This is a genomic window from Rhodococcus antarcticus, assembly GCF_026153295.1.
Lineage (GTDB): Bacteria > Actinomycetota > Actinomycetes > Mycobacteriales > Mycobacteriaceae > Rhodococcus_D > Rhodococcus_D antarcticus.
In genome coordinates this window covers 3,250,424-3,264,730 of record NZ_CP110615.1, presented here as the reverse complement: position 1 = coordinate 3,264,730, position 14,307 = coordinate 3,250,424, and the positions used below count along the sequence as shown (strand labels likewise).

The 14,307-nt window shown below is 74.7% G+C and carries 17 protein-coding genes; 9 read left to right on the top strand and 8 right to left on the bottom strand.

Annotation, left to right across the window (positions count from 1 at the left end; genetic code table 11):
- Positions 1-8: 8 nt before the first annotated feature.
- From RHODO2019_RS15910 to RHODO2019_RS15895, 4 genes are all read left to right on the top strand, one after another.
- Entirely contained in the window at positions 9-347 is a 339-nt protein-coding gene (locus RHODO2019_RS15910) for a rhodanese-like domain-containing protein (RefSeq protein WP_265382697.1), read from the top strand.
- A gap of 242 nt (positions 348-589) precedes the next feature.
- On the top strand, positions 590-1,294 hold the full coding sequence (locus RHODO2019_RS15905; protein WP_265382696.1) for a DUF4328 domain-containing protein: 705 nt from the start codon (positions 590-592) through the stop codon (positions 1,292-1,294).
- Positions 1,291-2,103, top strand: a complete 813-nt coding sequence (locus RHODO2019_RS15900) for a glycerophosphodiester phosphodiesterase family protein (protein WP_265382695.1) — start codon at positions 1,291-1,293, stop codon at positions 2,101-2,103. The genes RHODO2019_RS15905 and RHODO2019_RS15900 overlap by 4 nt, the downstream gene beginning before the upstream one ends.
- Before the next feature lie 11 nt (positions 2,104-2,114).
- Positions 2,115-3,017: a DUF5926 family protein gene (locus RHODO2019_RS15895; RefSeq protein WP_265382694.1), complete on the top strand. Its 903-nt coding sequence runs from the start codon at positions 2,115-2,117 to the stop codon at positions 3,015-3,017.
- A gap of 25 nt (positions 3,018-3,042) precedes the next feature.
- Here the strand turns inward: RHODO2019_RS15895 and RHODO2019_RS15890 are convergent, their stop codons facing one another.
- From RHODO2019_RS15890 to RHODO2019_RS15875, 4 genes are all read right to left on the bottom strand, one after another.
- The gene (locus tag RHODO2019_RS15890; RefSeq protein WP_265382693.1) at positions 3,043-3,603 is read right to left on the bottom strand and encodes a ferritin; all 561 of its coding nucleotides are present in this window, start codon (positions 3,601-3,603) and stop codon (positions 3,043-3,045) included.
- Between the two features lie 41 nt (positions 3,604-3,644).
- Entirely contained in the window at positions 3,645-4,616 is a 972-nt protein-coding gene (locus tag RHODO2019_RS15885) for an LCP family protein (protein ID WP_265382692.1), read from the bottom strand.
- A 372-nt stretch (positions 4,617-4,988) separates the two neighbouring features.
- The gene (arcA, locus tag RHODO2019_RS15880) at positions 4,989-6,185 is read right to left on the bottom strand and encodes an arginine deiminase (protein WP_265382691.1); all 1,197 of its coding nucleotides are present in this window, start codon (positions 6,183-6,185) and stop codon (positions 4,989-4,991) included.
- 77 nt (positions 6,186-6,262) lie between these two features.
- Positions 6,263-7,063, bottom strand: coding sequence for a CPBP family intramembrane glutamic endopeptidase (locus RHODO2019_RS15875; protein WP_435532236.1), 801 nt, complete (start codon positions 7,061-7,063; stop codon positions 6,263-6,265).
- A 46-nt stretch (positions 7,064-7,109) separates the two neighbouring features.
- Between RHODO2019_RS15875 and RHODO2019_RS15870 the strand changes: the two genes are divergently transcribed.
- The gene (locus RHODO2019_RS15870) at positions 7,110-7,502 is read left to right on the top strand and encodes a hypothetical protein (RefSeq protein WP_265382689.1); all 393 of its coding nucleotides are present in this window, start codon (positions 7,110-7,112) and stop codon (positions 7,500-7,502) included.
- A 90-nt stretch (positions 7,503-7,592) separates the two neighbouring features.
- Here the strand turns inward: RHODO2019_RS15870 and RHODO2019_RS15865 are convergent, their stop codons facing one another.
- Together RHODO2019_RS15865 and RHODO2019_RS15860 are read right to left on the bottom strand one after the other, a co-directional pair.
- Positions 7,593-8,717 (bottom strand): NDMA-dependent alcohol dehydrogenase, encoded by a 1,125-nt coding sequence (locus tag RHODO2019_RS15865; protein ID WP_265382688.1) that lies wholly within the window; start codon positions 8,715-8,717, stop codon positions 7,593-7,595.
- Between the two features lie 90 nt (positions 8,718-8,807).
- The gene (locus tag RHODO2019_RS15860) at positions 8,808-9,410 is read right to left on the bottom strand and encodes a TMEM165/GDT1 family protein (protein ID WP_265382687.1); all 603 of its coding nucleotides are present in this window, start codon (positions 9,408-9,410) and stop codon (positions 8,808-8,810) included.
- A gap of 147 nt (positions 9,411-9,557) precedes the next feature.
- Here RHODO2019_RS15860 and pheA point away from each other — a divergent pair, with 147 nt between their 5' ends.
- Genes pheA through RHODO2019_RS19435 form a run of 3 tightly spaced genes read left to right on the top strand, consistent with a single transcriptional unit; the run spans position 9,558 to position 10,827 of the window.
- Positions 9,558-10,454 carry a prephenate dehydratase gene (pheA, locus tag RHODO2019_RS15855; protein WP_265382686.1) on the top strand — a complete coding sequence of 299 codons (897 nt, stop codon included), beginning with the start codon at positions 9,558-9,560 and terminating at the stop codon, positions 10,452-10,454.
- Complete coding sequence (locus RHODO2019_RS19440; RefSeq protein ID WP_435532134.1) at positions 10,451-10,627, top strand: histidine phosphatase family protein; 177 nt, start codon at positions 10,451-10,453, stop codon at positions 10,625-10,627. The genes pheA and RHODO2019_RS19440 overlap by 4 nt, the downstream gene beginning before the upstream one ends.
- Positions 10,624-10,827 carry a hypothetical protein gene (locus tag RHODO2019_RS19435; protein ID WP_435532133.1) on the top strand — a complete coding sequence of 68 codons (204 nt, stop codon included), beginning with the start codon at positions 10,624-10,626 and terminating at the stop codon, positions 10,825-10,827. The genes RHODO2019_RS19440 and RHODO2019_RS19435 overlap by 4 nt, the downstream gene beginning before the upstream one ends.
- A 75-nt stretch (positions 10,828-10,902) precedes the next feature.
- Here RHODO2019_RS19435 and RHODO2019_RS15845 read toward each other — a convergent pair whose 3' ends face one another.
- The gene (locus RHODO2019_RS15845) at positions 10,903-11,253 is read right to left on the bottom strand and encodes a metallopeptidase family protein (protein ID WP_265382685.1); all 351 of its coding nucleotides are present in this window, start codon (positions 11,251-11,253) and stop codon (positions 10,903-10,905) included.
- A 5-nt stretch (positions 11,254-11,258) separates the two neighbouring features.
- The gene (locus RHODO2019_RS15840) at positions 11,259-12,353 is read right to left on the bottom strand and encodes a septum formation family protein (protein WP_265382684.1); all 1,095 of its coding nucleotides are present in this window, start codon (positions 12,351-12,353) and stop codon (positions 11,259-11,261) included.
- A gap of 71 nt (positions 12,354-12,424) precedes the next feature.
- Between RHODO2019_RS15840 and RHODO2019_RS15835 the strand changes: the two genes are divergently transcribed.
- Positions 12,425-14,278 carry a glycoside hydrolase family 15 protein gene (locus tag RHODO2019_RS15835; RefSeq protein WP_265382683.1) on the top strand — a complete coding sequence of 618 codons (1,854 nt, stop codon included), beginning with the start codon at positions 12,425-12,427 and terminating at the stop codon, positions 14,276-14,278.
- Positions 14,279-14,307 lie beyond the last annotated feature (29 nt).

Sequence of the window (14,307 nt, the reverse complement as noted above, 5' to 3'; positions counted from 1 at the left end):
GTGGGACGATGGATCCCGTGACCCAGCCCACCGTGCCCAGCGCCCCCGTCTCCGCCCTGCCCGACGACGTCGTCCTGCTCGACGTCCGGGAGGACGACGAGTGGGCCGCCGGCCACGCCACCGGTGCCCTGCACATCCCGCTCGCCGAGGTGCCGGCGCGTCTCGCCGAGCTGGGCGAGGGCACGGTGCACGTGGTGTGCAAGAGCGGCGGCCGCTCCGCCCAGGCCGTGGCCTGGCTGAACCAGAACGGTGTGGACGCCGTCAACGTCGAGGGCGGCACCACCGCCTGGGCCCAGGCCGGCAAGCCCATGGAGGCCACCGGGTCGGCCGCTCCCACCGTCCTGTAGCCGTGCCCGTCCAGCACTGCCACCGGTGCGCCGCACGGGTGCCCGTGCAGGGATACCCGCTGCCGTGGTGCCCCCGCTGCGGTGGTGCCCTCTCCGCCCCGGTCGCCACCGCGCCCTGGACCACGCGCTGGGTGGCCCACGTCCCCCCCGGCGCCCCGGTGGCTGCGTCGGCCCCGGCGCCGCTGGGACCCACCCCCCGCTACCACGCGACTCCGCGCTGGGGGCTGCCGTCCCGTCCGTGGGTGCACCCGCTGACGCTGGCCGAGGGGGTTGCTGCGCCCAGCGACACCGTCCGCGCCCGCGCGCTCGCGGCCAGCGCCCGGCCTCTGCTGGTCGGCGCCGCCGTCGCGTTCGTGGCGGCGGCCGGGGCCGAGGCGTGGCGCTACGGGCTGCTGCTGCGCGGTCGCACGGAGCTGCTCGGCGCGCGGACGGTGGCGCTGTCGGACTCGGTGGTGGTGGCCGCCGGAGTGCTCGCGCCGGTGCTCGCCGTCATCTCCGCCCTGGTGGTGGCGCTGTGGCTGGTCCGGGCCCGGCACGCCGCCGCCGAGCACGCGGGGCGGCGGGACTCCCGCTCGACCCGTGCCGTCCTGCTCGGTGCCCTGCTGCCCGTGGTCAACCTGGGCCAGGCCGGTGTCCTGGTGACCGAGCTGGAGCGGTCCCTGGGCGGCGGTGCGGGGCCGTCCCGGCTGGTGCGCCGGTGGTGGGCCGTGTTCGTGCTCAGCGGCCTGCTCGCTGCGCTGACCTGGGGCTGGCGGCTGCTGGGCACCGCGCAGGCCCAGGCCGATGCGGTGGTGCTCGCAGGCCTGAGCGACCTCACCGCGGCGGTGACGGCCGTGCTCACGCTGCTGGTGGTGCTGCGGTGCACCGAGCGGCTCGGTGGTGCGGCCCGACCGCCTCGGCGTCGGTGGGTGGCCTCGGTCCCGGCGGCGGCGCGGGAGTCGGCGTGAGCATCGGGGTCGTGGCCCACCGGGGCTCGTCCGCCGAGCTCCCCGAGCACACCCTGGCCGCCTACGAGCGCGCGCTGCTGCAGGGGGCCGACGCGCTGGAGTGCGACGTGCGGCTGACCCGCGACGGGCACCTGGTGTGCGTGCATGACCGTCGGGTCGACCGGACCTCGACCGGGCACGGCGTGGTCAGCGGCATGACCCTGCAGCGGCTGGCGGAGCTGGACTACGGCAGCTGGCACGATCCGTTCCCCGAGACGGCGGACGCCCTCGTCGCCGAGCGGGACCGCGGCCTCCCCGACCCGGAGGAGCCGGCCGGGGTGCAGAGGCTGCTCACCCTGACCCTGCTGCTGGACCTGGTCACCGCCCACCCCGGTGCGCGGCTGTTCGTGGAGACCAAGCACCCCGTGCGCTACGGCGGGCTCGTGGAGGCGAAGGTGCTGGCCGAGCTGCACCGCTTCGGTCTCGCGCGCCCGGCGGACCCGGTGGAGGCCACCGCCCTGGTCATGAGCTTCTCCGCGAGCGCGGTGTGGCGGGTGCGGCGCTCGGCCCCGAAGCTGCCGACCGTGCTGCTGGGCCGGTCCGCCGCGGCCCTGGTGGTGGTCCCGGGCAGCACGGCGATCGGCCCGAAGATCGACGTGATCCGCGAGGACCCCGACATCGTCCGCCGGGCCACCGCCCAGGGGCGCGACACCTACACGTGGACGGTCGACTCCGCGGAGGACGTGGCGCTGTGCCGCGAGCTCGGGGTCCGGTGGGTGGCGACCAACCACCCGCTGGCCGTGCGGGGCTGGTTGGGCCCGGCCGGGTAGGTTCGCTCCTCGTGGCGAAGAAGAGTGGACGCAAGGCTGGACCCCGACCCGGATCGGTGAAGGAGCCCCGCCGTGCGCGGCCGGTCACCCCCGACCCCGTGAGCCGGCCGTTCGAGGGCCTGGCCGCGGAGTGCGACCTCGTCGCGCTGCGCGAGTTCGTCCCCTCGGCCACCGCCACGCTGACCCTGGCCGGCGACGGGCGGCCCGTGCTGCTCGGCACCGTCCTCCCGATGGCCTCGGCCGCCCTGGTCCGTGACGACGCCGGCGAGGGCCTCGGGATGGTGGGCCTGCAGGTGCAGCAGGTGCCCGGTGCGGACCTCAGCCGCGACCTCGGTGCGGCCCTGCAGTTCGCCCGCACGGCCAACCCCGGGGAGTCCCTGGAGTCGGTCGGCGGCACGGTCGAGGCCCCGCGGCTGCAGGACCTGCTCGTGCTGGACGTGCCGCTCGAGGTCACCGTGCACGACGACTTCGGCTGGTGGGTGCCCGGCGACGAGCCGCCGATGGGTGAGGTGGCGCTGAGCCTCGAGCGGGCGAACGAGGCGATCATGCCGACCGCGCTGGTGCGGGCCGACGGTGTGCGCAGCGCGTGGTGGGTGGACGCGGGGGAGAAGGCCCACCTGCGCTGGGTCCGCCCCGAGGACGAGGACGCCCTCATGATGGCCCTGGCCCGGGTGCACGCGTCCGGGGCGCTGACGCTGGGCGAGGGTTCCCGCTTCGCCGGGTCCTTCCGCGCGCACGGGCTGCTCGTGCCGGTGTTCGACCTCGACCGCGAGATGCACGCGCAGGAGTGGGCCGCGGCGACGGCCGTGCTCGGTTCCGCCCTGGACGAGGCGCTCGCCGTGGACGGTCCCCTCACCCCCGCCCAGCGCCGATCTCGGGACGGGCTGCGCGCCCGCCAGGTGACCATCCGTTGAGCTCGGCCCCGGGGGGCGGGCTCAGCTAGACCGCGCCGCCCGCGGCCCGGGGGGCGCCGGAGTCCACGGCCTCGCCGCCGGCCATCTCGCGGGCGACGTAGTCCTCGACGTGGAACAGGTTGTCCCCGGCGCGGTCGACGATGGTCAGCAGCGTGGTCATCGAGGCCACCTCCTCCACCTGCTCCTTGAGGAACCACTGCACGAACTGCTCGCCGAGGTAGTCGCCGTCGTCGCGGGCGCACCGGGCCAGGCGGGTGATCTGCGCGGTGACGGTCTTCTCCTGGGCCAGGGCGAGAGCGACCGGCTCGCGGACGTCGGTGAACTCGCTCTGCACGTCCCCGACGCCGGGCACGCGGGCCGGCACGTCGTTGTCCAGCAGGTACTGGATCATCATCATCGCGTGGTTGCGCTCCTCGAGGGCCTGCGCGTAGAAGTGCGCGGCCAGCTGCGGGAGGTCGGCGTCGTCGAAGTACACGGCGACCGCCACGTACTGCTGCGAGGCGGTGAACTCGTTGCGGACCTGCTCGCGCAGGAGCTCGTGGAACCGGGTGCCCGGGTCGATCGCCGTCACGTTGGTCGCCGTCATGGGATGAGGATAGCCTTCCCTGGGATGCGGCCGCGGGGGCCTCAGCCCCCGGACACCAGGTCGGCCGGCAGCGGGCGGTCGGCCGCGAGCGCGCCGAAGAACTGCTGAGCCTTCGCTCGGTCCCACTCCACCACCGATCCGGCGCCGGGCACGTTGGGGGTGCCGCCCACGGGCACGGTGGTGTTCACGAGGTCGCCGCTGCTGATGGAGAGCCCGAGCCCGGCGAGGTTCCACACGTGGTCACCGGAGTCGACGGTCAGCGAGCCGACGCCCTGGGTGGCCAGCGGCAGGAACCGGAACGGGTTGAGGAAGGTGCTGGGGCTGCTGGCCTTGGCGAACAGCGCGGTGAGGAACGCGCGCTGGTTGGCGATGCGGGTGAGGTCCTGGTTGGCGAAGGTGTGTCGGGTGCGGACGTAGCCCAGGGCCTGCGCGCCGGTGAGCTGCTGGCACCCGGCGGCGAGGTTGATGCCGGCCGCGGGGTCGTCGATGGCGTTGGGCAGGCACATGGTCACCCCGCCCACGGCGTCGACCACCCCGGCGAACCCGCCGAAGCCCACCTCGGCGTAGTGCTGGATGCGCAGCCCCGTGGCCCGCTCCACGGTCTGCACCAGCAGCTGCGGCCCACCGATGGAGAACGCGGCGTTGACCTTGTTCCTGCCGTGGCCGGGGATGTCGAGGTAGGAGTCGCGCGGGATGCTGACCAGGGTCGACGCCCCGCTGCTCGGCTTGTGCAGCAGCATGATCGTGTCGGTCCGGCTGCCCCCGGTGTCCCCGGTGGACAACGCCGCCTGCTGCTCGGGGGACAGGTCGGCGCGGCTGTCGGAGCCGACGAGCAGCCAGTTCGTGCCCGAGGTGGCGGCCGGCCGGCCGGCGTAGTCCACCAGGGCGGCGACCCGGTTCAGCTTGGCGTCGAGGAACCAGGTGAACCCACCGAGGGCGAGCAGCAGCACCAGGGCGACGACGCCCAGGCGACGGCCCCAGCGCCGCTTCCTCCGCGGCCGCGCAGGGGGCACGACCGCCGCGGGCTGTCCGCCGCGGCGGGGTGGGCCCGGTGGCTGCTGACGCTGGGACTGGTCACGGTAGGGCTGGTCGCGGTAGGGCTGGGGAACCTGGCGGGGGGCGTACTGGGTGGTGTCGACGCCGTTGCGGTCCCACTGGCGAGCCGGCTGCCCCGGACCGCGGGGGTCCTGCTGGGTCCGGCCGCCGGGGGGAACCTGCGACCACGCACGCGGGCGGGGTGGTTCCGACCGGGGGACCGCCCGGGTGGGGTCGGCGTCCGGCTGCTGCTGACCCCGCGCCGGTCTGCGTCCGCCGTTCCACCCGTCTGCCACGCTCCCGAGGGTACGGCGCCAGGGCTGAGGTGAGGCTGAAGGCGCCGCGGCAGGTCAGTCGAGCGGGTCGCGGGAGACCGGGCAGGACATGCAGCGCGGACCGCCCCGGCCGGAGCCCAGCTCGGACCCGGCGATGGGCAGCACCTCGATGCCGGCGTCCTCCAGCCGGGCGTTGGTGCGCACGTTGCGCTCGTAGGCGACGACCACTCCGGGCGCGACCGCGAGGGTGTTGTTGCCGTCGTCCCACTGCTCGCGCTCGGCGGTGACCGGATCGAGCCCGGTGTCGATGACCCTGAGCTTGTCGATGCCCATGGCGTCCGCCGCGGCCTCGACGAAGGGGGCCGGACCTGCGACGGTGACGTGGTCGCCGTCCGCGCGGATGGTGAAGGCGGACAAGGTGTCCTGGATGGCCGGGTACATGACCACGGCATCGCGGTCGACCATGGTGCACACGGTGTCCAGGTGCATCGAGGCCCGCTCCTGCGCGATGGGGACCGCGAGCACCGTGTGCGCGAGACCGTCGGCGAAGGCGCTGCGCGCGAAGGACTCGGCCCCGGCCGGGGTGGTGCGCTCGCCGACCCCGATGGCCAGGACCCCGGGGGCGAGCAGCAGCACGTCGCCACCCTCGACCGGGGCCTGGGCGTGGCCGTACGCGCGGGCGGTGCCGGCGAAGCGCGGGTGGTGGGCGTAGATGAGGTCGGTCAGCGAGGTCTCCCGCCGGCGGGCGGGCAGGGCCAGGGAGGTGATCGCCACCCGGTCGCCCACCCACACCGAGCTGTCGCGGGTGAACATCAGGTTGGGCAGCGGGTCGACCACGAAGTCGCTGCCGTGGTGCATCCGCCGCACCAGCGACACCCCGGCCGTGCGCTCCGCGACCGGGAGCTCGTCGAAGGTCATGCCCGCGGTGAGCACGTCGGCGAGCTCGGCCGGGGAGACGTCGAGCAGGTGGGCGGAGAGCGCATCGGCGAGGCCGTGACCGAGCCGGAGCGCGTCGACGGCGGCAGCGACACCCACGGCCCGGGCCGCGTCCACGGCGAGGGCCTCGGTCAGCACCTCCGCCAGCAGCAGCACCTCGACCCCGCGGCCGCGCAGCACCTCGGCGAAGGCGTCGTGCTCCTCCTGGGCGCGCGAGACCCACGGGACCCCGTCGAAGAGCAGCTGGTCGTTGTTGCGGGGGGTGAGCCGCTGCAGCTCCGCCCCGGGCCGGTGGAGCATCACCGTGCGCAGAGCGCCCACCTCGGAGTCGACCATGGGTGCACGCTAGCGCGTGCCCGTGCGTGACTTCCGGACCCGGGGCGCGAGGTCCTCCCCGCGTTCGGCCGGCCCGGCTACAGCCAGCTGACGTGGGGTGCGAGCAGCGCGTACCCCACGAAGGCCACCACGTCGATGATGGTGTGACCCACCACCAGCGGCCACAGCCGCCCGGTGCGCTGCCAGAGGCGGCCGAACACCAGCCCCAGCACCACGTTGCCCACGAACCCGCCGAAGCCCTGGTAGAGGTGGTAGCTGCCGCGCAGCACCGCCGAGGCGAGCAGCGAGCCGTTCCCCCCGGCCCCGAGCTGCCGCAGCCGGGTGAGCAGGTAGGCGACGATGAGCGCCTCCTCCGCCCACGCGTTCGCCGCGGCCGACAGCACGAGGACCGGGACCGTCCACCAGGCGCTGTTCAGCGTGCTCGGGGCGACGTTCAGGTTGAGGTCGAGCGCCCGGGCCACCAGGTAGAGCCCGAGCCCGGGGATCCCGACGAGCGCGGCGAGCCCGGCGCCCCACGCGCCGTCGCGACCCGGCCGGGTGCGGTCGAGGCCCAGCGAGGCCAGGGTGAACCGGCTCCGCCACAGCAGGAAGATGCCGAGCGCGCCCCAGGCCACGAGCCGGGTGACGGAGAGCAGCTGGCCCACGAGGTCGAGGTAGCCCGCCCGGGCCTGCGGCACGTTGATCGCGACCGTCTGCTGCGCGAGCGGGACGGTGGAGGCCAGGGAGTCCAGCAGCGAGACGAGGCTGCGCAGCCCGGACATGCCCAGCGTGACGAGCAGGACGAGGGTCACCTCGATCCAGAGCCCGCGCCGCTCCCGGGGGTCGGTGACCACGGCCACGTCCGAGCGGGGTGGTTGGAGCCAGGCGGCGAGCACGATCGACGGTAGCGCGGGGGCTTCCGGCCCACGAGCTAGCGTCAGGGTCGTGGCCACCTTCCTGACGCTGGGGATGCCGAAGCCCGAGGGGCACCGCCCGCTGCTCGCCGGCCTGCTCGTCGAGGCGGGCGAGCTGCCCGTGGAGCTGTCGGCCGACGTGGGGCCGTCGGAGGCCGCGGACGCGCTGGCGTTCCTGGTGCACTCCGGGCGGGGCTTCGCGGCCTGCGCCGACGACGGCACGGGGGTGCTGCGGGTCCTGGCGGCCACCGTCGCGGCGCTGCGCGGGGACGACGTGCGCGCGGCGTGGTCCGTGCCGGACCCGGCCTGGGTGGCACTCGTCCCCGACCCCGCGGCGGAGGCGCTGCGCGAGGTGCTGGTGCACGTGGTGGTGCCGGACGTCGCGCGGGTCGCGGCCGAGCTGGCGGAGCTGGGGCTGACGTGATCCCGAACCGCCAAGTGCGGGCTTCTGGCGGTCATCCGAGGAGGGATGACGACGAAGAGCCCGCACTTGGCGAGGGTCAGGCGGGAGCGGTCAGCGGTCGGCGTCGCTGTAGAGCACCATGCCGCGGATGTTCTTTCCGTCGCGCATGTCCTGGTAGCCGTCGTTGATGTCCTCGAGCTTGTAGGTCTTGGTCACGAGCCCGTCCAGCTTGAGCTGGCCCTCCTGGTACAGCGAGAGCAGCGCGGGGATCTCTGCGCGGGGGTTGGAGCCGCCGAAGATGGCGCCCTGCAGGTCCTTCTGCAGCAGGGTGAGCTCGAACAGGCTGAGCTTGACGTCCATGTTCGCGGCCTGCCCCATGCCGGTGACGACGGTGCGACCGCCCTTGCCGGTGAGGCTGAGGGCCTCCTGGACGTTCTCGCCCTGGATGTCGCCGACGGTGATGATGACCTTCTCCGCCATCCGGCCCCAGGTGAGCTCGTTGACGCCGACCAAGGCCTCCTCGGCGCTGGCGTAGGTGTGGGTGGCACCGAACTCCATGGCCCACTCGCGCTTGGCCTCCACCGGGTCGATGACCATGACCCGCTTGGCCCCGGCCGCGGCCGCACCCTGCACGGCGTTCATGCCGACACCGCCGGCGCCCATGATCACTACGTTCTCGCCGGGACGGACGTCGGCGACCTTGGTGGCCGAGCCCCAGCCGGTGGTGACGCCGCAGCCGACCAGCGCGGCGACCTCGAGCGGGATGTCCGGCTCGATCTTCACCACGGACGCCTGGTGCACGGTGATGTACGGGGAGAACGTGCCCAGCAGGCACATCGTCTGGACGCCCTGGCCCTTGGCCGTGACGCGGTTGGTGCCGTCGGAGATGGCCTTGCCGCTCAGCAGCGCCGCACCGAGGTCGCACAGGTTCTGGTGGCCGTTGGAGCACGGCGGACACTGCCCGCACGCGGGGATGAAGGCGGTGACGACGTGGTCGCCCTCCTTCAGGCCGGTGACGCCGGCACCCACCTTGATGACCACGCCGGAGCCCTCGTGCCCGCCGAGCACAGGCATCTCGATCGGCGTGCCGCCGGTGACGAGGTGCTCGTCGGAGTGGCACAGCCCGGAGGCGGCCAGCTGGACCATCACCTCACCGGCCTGGGGGTCGCCGACCTCGATCTCCTCGACCGACCACGGCTGGTTGGTGCCCCACAGGATCGCGCCTTTGGTCTTCATCGTCGTCCACTCCTCTGCTCGCGCGGCCGGAGCACGTCGCCCCAGTGCCCGTGACCATAGTCACGTGCGCACGTGGCGCAGCGGGGCGGCTCACCGGCGGACGAGCTCGACCAGCGCGACCACGGCGAACACCGCGAACACCGCCCCGGCGACCCGCTGGATGAGCTGCACGGGCAGCCGGCCGGCGACCCTGGTCCCGACGACGACGGCGATCGTCGCGACCAGCGCCAGCGCGAACCACGCCCCGAGCCCCACCGAGAGCGGGTTGCGGTAGCTCGCCGCGAGCGCCGCCACGGCGAGCTGGGACGCGTCGCCCCACTCCGCGGCGAACAGCACGCCGAAGCTGGTCAGCGAGATCCGCCACCAGGGCAGCTGCTCCCTCCCGGCGGCGGCCTGCTCGGCCTCGTCGTCGTCGGCCGCGCCGAAGCCCTCGCGCAGCAGCAGGAACGCCCCGACGGCGAACAGCAGGGCGACGACACCGGCGACCACCCGGGCGGGCAGCAGGCCCAGCGCGCTGCCGAAGGCCACCGCGATGACCACCTGCACAGCGAAGGCGAGCACCACCCCCGCCAGCACGGCCCGGGGGCGGCGGTAGCGGGTGGTGAGCACGAGCGTGGCCACGAGCGTCTTGTCGGGCAGCTCGACCGGGAAGACCACGACGAACGTCGTGAGCAGGACGGAGAGGGTGATCACGGAGAGGGCTCCTCGGGTGGGGCGACGGGTCCGCCACGACCGCGGGCCGGCGCGTCGACCGCCTCGCCGCCGCGACCCTCGCCCCGGCGGGGGCCGGTCCCCGCCGGCCGGGGCAGCCTACCCGGCACCGCCGTAAGGTCGGCAGTCGTGCAGCGCATCGCCTACCTGGGCCCGGCCGGGACGTTCACCGAGGCCGCGGTCCGCACGCTGGTGGACCCGGACGCGGTGGAGCTGGTGCCCGCCGCCACCCCGCCCGCGGCGATGGAGCTGGTGCGCCAGGGGCGGGTCGACGCCGCGTGCGTTCCCATCGAGAGCTCGGTGGAGGGGCCGGTACCCACCACGATCGACGCCCTGGCCACCGGGACCCGGCTGCAGATCGTCGCCGAGGCCGTCCTGCCGGTGCGGTTCTCGGTGCTCGTCCGCCCCGGGACCACGGCCGTGCGGACGGTCCACACCCATCCGCACGCCGCCGCGCAGGTGCAGCAGTGGCTCGCCGCCGAGCTGGGAGGGGCGGTGCTCACCCTGACGTCGTCGACCGCGGCGGCTGCTGAGGACGTGGCGGCCGGGCGGGCCGACGCGGCCGTGTCCACCGCGCTGGTCGGCGAGCGGCTGGGCCTGGTCGCCCTGGCGGTGGACGTGGCCGACGTCCGAGACGCCGAGACGCGGTTCGTGCTGCTCACGACCCCGTGCGCCCCCCCGGAACCGACCGGGCACGACCGGACGTCGGTGGTGCTGCAGCTGGCCAACACCCCGGGGGCCCTCGTCACGGCGATGGCGGAGCTCGCCCTGCGGGGCATCGACCTCACCCGCATCGAGAGCCGGCCCACCCGGACCGGCCTGGGCACCTACCGCTTCTTCCTCGACTGCACCGGGCACGTGTCCGACCCCCTCGTCGCCGAGGCCCTGGCCGCGCTGCACCGGCGGTGCGAGGACGTGCGCTTCCTCGGGTCCTGGCCCGCGGCGAGCCCGGACGCCGGCACCGTGCCACCCGATCCCGCGGGCTCCCGCGGCTGGGTGGCCGGGCTCGGCGGGGGGCGGGGATGACGCCGCCGGGGGCGGGGATGACGCCGGGGGCGGGGATGAGCGGGCGGCTCGTCCTCGCCCGGCACGGCGAGACCGCCTCGAACGTGGCGCAGAGGCTGGACTCGCGGCCCCCGGGCGCGCCGCTGACCGAGCGCGGGCACGGCTCCTGCTCGACGGCACGGTGGTGGTGGTGAGCCACGGGGCGGCGATCCGGCTGGTGGGCGCGGTGCTCGGCGGGGTGGACGGGCGGTTCGCGGCGTCCACCCGGCTGGAGAACACCGAGACCGTGGTGCTCGAACCGGTGGGGGCCGACGGCTGGCGCTGCGTCGCGTGGGGCCCGCACCTGCCGCCGTTCACCGCCCCCGTGGGCTCCGGCGTCGACGACGGGGCCTGAGGAGCGTGCGGGCGGACCTGCTCGCGGACCGAGCGGCTGCGAGGTGACCCGGGCACTGCTCGCCCCCCGGCCCGCTCAGCCCCAGCCGAGCTCGTGCAGCCGCTCCTCGGCGATCCCGAAGTGGTGGGCGATCTCGTGCACCACGGTGATCGCCACCTCGCGCACCACCTCGGCCTCGTCGCCGCAGTGGTCGAGCAGGGCCCCCCGGAACACCGTGATCGTGTCGGGCAGCACCCCGCCGTAGGTGGAGTCGCGGTCGGTCAGCGCGATCCCCTCGTACAGCCCGAGCAGGTCCGGTTCCTCGGGGTGCCGCTCGGCGACCAGCACCACCACGTTGTCCATGGCCGCGGCCAGCCGGGCCGGCACGAGGTCCAGGGCGTCGGAGACGAGCTCGTCGAAGCGCTGCTCGTCCATGACCACCGGCACGGCGCTCAGCCCCCGCCGGGTGCGACCGGGGTGCGGCCGCCGTCCAGCGGTGCCGCCGTCGGCGCGGCGGGGAGTGCTGGGGTGCTCGCCGGGCCGGGGGCCGGGGCGGTGGCCGGCGGCGCGGCCTGCTGGCCCACCACCACCTTGCCCCGCGAGTCACCGGTCACGGGGGCGAACCCGCCCGCGGCCAGCTCCTGGCCCACCGAGCAGTTCACCCGCGTGCTGCCGGCCGTCCAGCTCTCGTAGCGGACGTTGTCCCAGAACACGGCGAGCCCCTTGGCCGCGGCTCCGTCGGCAGCACCGGTGAAGGCGTCCGAGGCCACCGCGCACGTCGTGGTGAGGTAGGCGTCCTGGTCGGCGGTGCTGGGGAAGCCACCGGGGAACTGGGCGGCGAGGTCGACCACGGCGATGGTCTCCGAGGCGTGCGGTCGAGCGCAGTCCACCGGGTCGGTCGGCAGCGTCGCGTCGATGCCCAGGCAGGTGCCCACCTGCGTGACGTCGGACTGGTCGGTGTCGGCGACCCTGCCCGTGACGGGGAACGGCGTGGTGGAGCGACCCACGTTCTGCAGCCCGCAGGCCAAGGTGCGCTCCCCGGCTCGCCAGGCGGCCTGGCCCGGGTTGATCAGTCCTACGGTGAACGCGCCGTAGGGGTCGAACTTCTGGTCGAGGTACGTCTGCACCGCGGGAGTGCAGATCTCCGCGCGCAGCGCCGCCAGCCGCAACGCTCCGGGCAGAGGCGCGTCCGGCCCGAACTCGGCCCCCGGGTAGACGCTGAGGTCGACGTCGGCGGCCACCTCGAACAGGTGCGGATCGGCGCAGCTCGTGGCCGTGATGTCGCTGGCGTCGGCGGCGGTCCAGGTCAGGCAGCTCCCCGCCCGAGCCCCCGCGAACGCCTTCTCCGCCGGCGTGCCGTCGCGCGCGATCCCCTGCTCGGCCGCGAGAGCGGGGCCGGCTGCCGCGACCGGTGCCGTGGCGCCGGAGAGCACCGCGGCGCCGGCAGCCAGCAACGCTCCCACCGCGAGCATCACCAGCACCGAGCGCGTGGTCTGCGCGGAGGACCGCGGTGCGCTCGGCGCGGGGGAGCGCCTGGACGTGGACATCGGAACCCATGATGCCCGCCCCGGTAGCCTCGGCGCTCCCGGCCGGTCAGGGCGGGCAGTGGGAGAGGTGCGTGACCGTGCGGGAGCAGCAGGAGCAGTCGTTGATCGAGGACTACGCCCTGGTGGGGGACCTGCACACCGTCGCGCTGGTCAGCCGCCGCGGGTCCGTCGACTGGTTGTGCCTGCCGCGCTTCGACTCCGGGGCGTGCTTCGCGGCGCTGCTCGGCGGCGAGCAGCACGGGCACTGGCAGATCGCGCCCACGGCCGAGGTCCTCTCCTGCACGCGCTCCTACCGTGGCGAGACCCTGGTGCTCGACACCGAGATGACCACGTCGACGGGGACGGTCCGCCTCACCGACGCCATGCCCCCGCGGGACGTCTGCGTGGACCTCGTGCGCATGGTGGAGGTGCTCGACGGCGAGGTGGAGCTCGAGCTGCGCTGGACCGTGCGCTACGACTACGGCTCGGTGGTCCCCTGGGTGCGCCACCTCGGCCTGCACGGGCCGGGCGACGACGGTGACGAGCGCATCGAAGCCATCGCGGGGCCGGACGCGGTGGTGCTGCGCGGTTCGGTGCTGCCGGCGCCGGTGGACTCCGAGCAGGTGCACGCCGTCACGTTCACGCTGCGGGCCGGCGAGCGGATGAGCTGGTCGATGCAGTGGTTCTCCTCCGTCGACGAGCGCCCGCCCGCCGTGGACGTGGCGGCCCGGATCCGCGACACGCTGGACTTCTGGGAGGGGTGGTCGGCCCACGGCTCGTACTCCGGGCCGTACCGCGACGCCGTGCACCGCTCGCTGCTCACCCTGAAGGCGCTGACCTACGCGCCGAGCGGGGGCATCGTCGCGGCGCCCACCACCTCGCTGCCGGAGGTCCTCGGGGGGGAGCGCAACTGGGACTACCGGTACTGCTGGCTGCGGGACGCCACCCTCACCCTCACGGCGCTGGCCGGCGACGGCTACCTGGAGGAGGCCGCGGCCTGGCGGGAGTGGCTGCTGCGCGCCATCGCCGGCTCGCCCACCAACCTGCAGATCCTCTACGGCGTGATGGGCGAGCGGCAGCACCCGGAGTGGGAGGCCACCTGGTTGCCCGGCTACGGCGCCTCCAGCCCGGTGCGCATCGGCAACGCGGCCGCCGGCCAGCTGCAGCTCGACGTCTACGGCGAGGTGATGGAGGCGCTGTACCTGGCGCGGGTGAAGGGCCTGGACGACTCCGAGCTGGCCTGGAGCCTGCAGCGCGCGCTGATCGAGCACCTGGCCGGGATCTGGCAGAGCGAGGACCAGGGCATCTGGGAGGTGCGCGGCCCGGCCCGGCACTTCACCCACTCCCGGGTGATGGTGTGGGTGGCCTTCGACCGGGCCGTGCGCACGGTGGAGGAGTTCGGGGTCGAGGGCCCGGTCGACCGCTGGCGCGAGATCCGCGACGCCGTGCACGCGGAGGTGTGCGACCAGGGCTGGAACTCCGAGGTGGGCGCGTTCACCCAGTACTACGGCGGCACCGAGCTCGATGCGGCGGTGCTGCTCATCCCCAGCGTGGGTTTCCTGTCCGGGGACGACGAGCGGGTGGTGTCCACGGTCGACGCAATTGGCCGCAGCCTGCGGCACGGGGACGTGGTGGACCGCTACACCACCGGGGAGACGCAGGGCGGCGACGGCCTCTCCGGCAAGGAGGGCGCCTTCCTGGCCTGCTCGTTCTGGTTCGTGGACGCGCTGGTGCTGACCGGGCGGGCGGACGAGGGGCGGGCGATGTTCGAGAACCTGCTGCTGCTGGCCAACGACGTGGGGCTGCTCGCCGAGGAGTACGACCCGGTGGCCCGCCGGCTGCTCGGCAACTTCCCGCAGGCGTTCAGCCACCTGGCGCTGGTGAACTCCGCGCTGCTGCTCGACGGTCCCGGCCCCCGGGCGAGGGTCTCGGCGGCCGGTGCGTGACCGGGCGCGCGCACCGCTCCGGCCGGTGC

What these genes read in the sequence shown, in the direction of transcription:
- RHODO2019_RS15910 (WP_265382697.1), top strand. Translation starts at nt 9, where the DNA reads ATGGATCCCGTGACCCAGCCCACCGTGCCCAGCGCCCCCGTCTCCGCC.
- RHODO2019_RS15890 (WP_265382693.1), bottom strand. Translation starts at nt 3,603, where the DNA reads ATGACGGCGACCAACGTGACGGCGATCGACCCGGGCACCCGGTTCCAC.
- arcA (WP_265382691.1), bottom strand. Translation starts at nt 6,185, where the DNA reads ATGGTCGACTCCGAGGTGGGCGCTCTGCGCACGGTGATGCTCCACCGG.
- RHODO2019_RS15865 (WP_265382688.1), bottom strand. Translation starts at nt 8,717, where the DNA reads ATGAAGACCAAAGGCGCGATCCTGTGGGGCACCAACCAGCCGTGGTCG.
- RHODO2019_RS19440 (WP_435532134.1), top strand. Translation starts at nt 10,451, where the DNA reads ATGACGCCGCCGGGGGCGGGGATGACGCCGGGGGCGGGGATGAGCGGG.
- RHODO2019_RS15840 (WP_265382684.1), bottom strand. Translation starts at nt 12,353, where the DNA reads ATGTCCACGTCCAGGCGCTCCCCCGCGCCGAGCGCACCGCGGTCCTCC.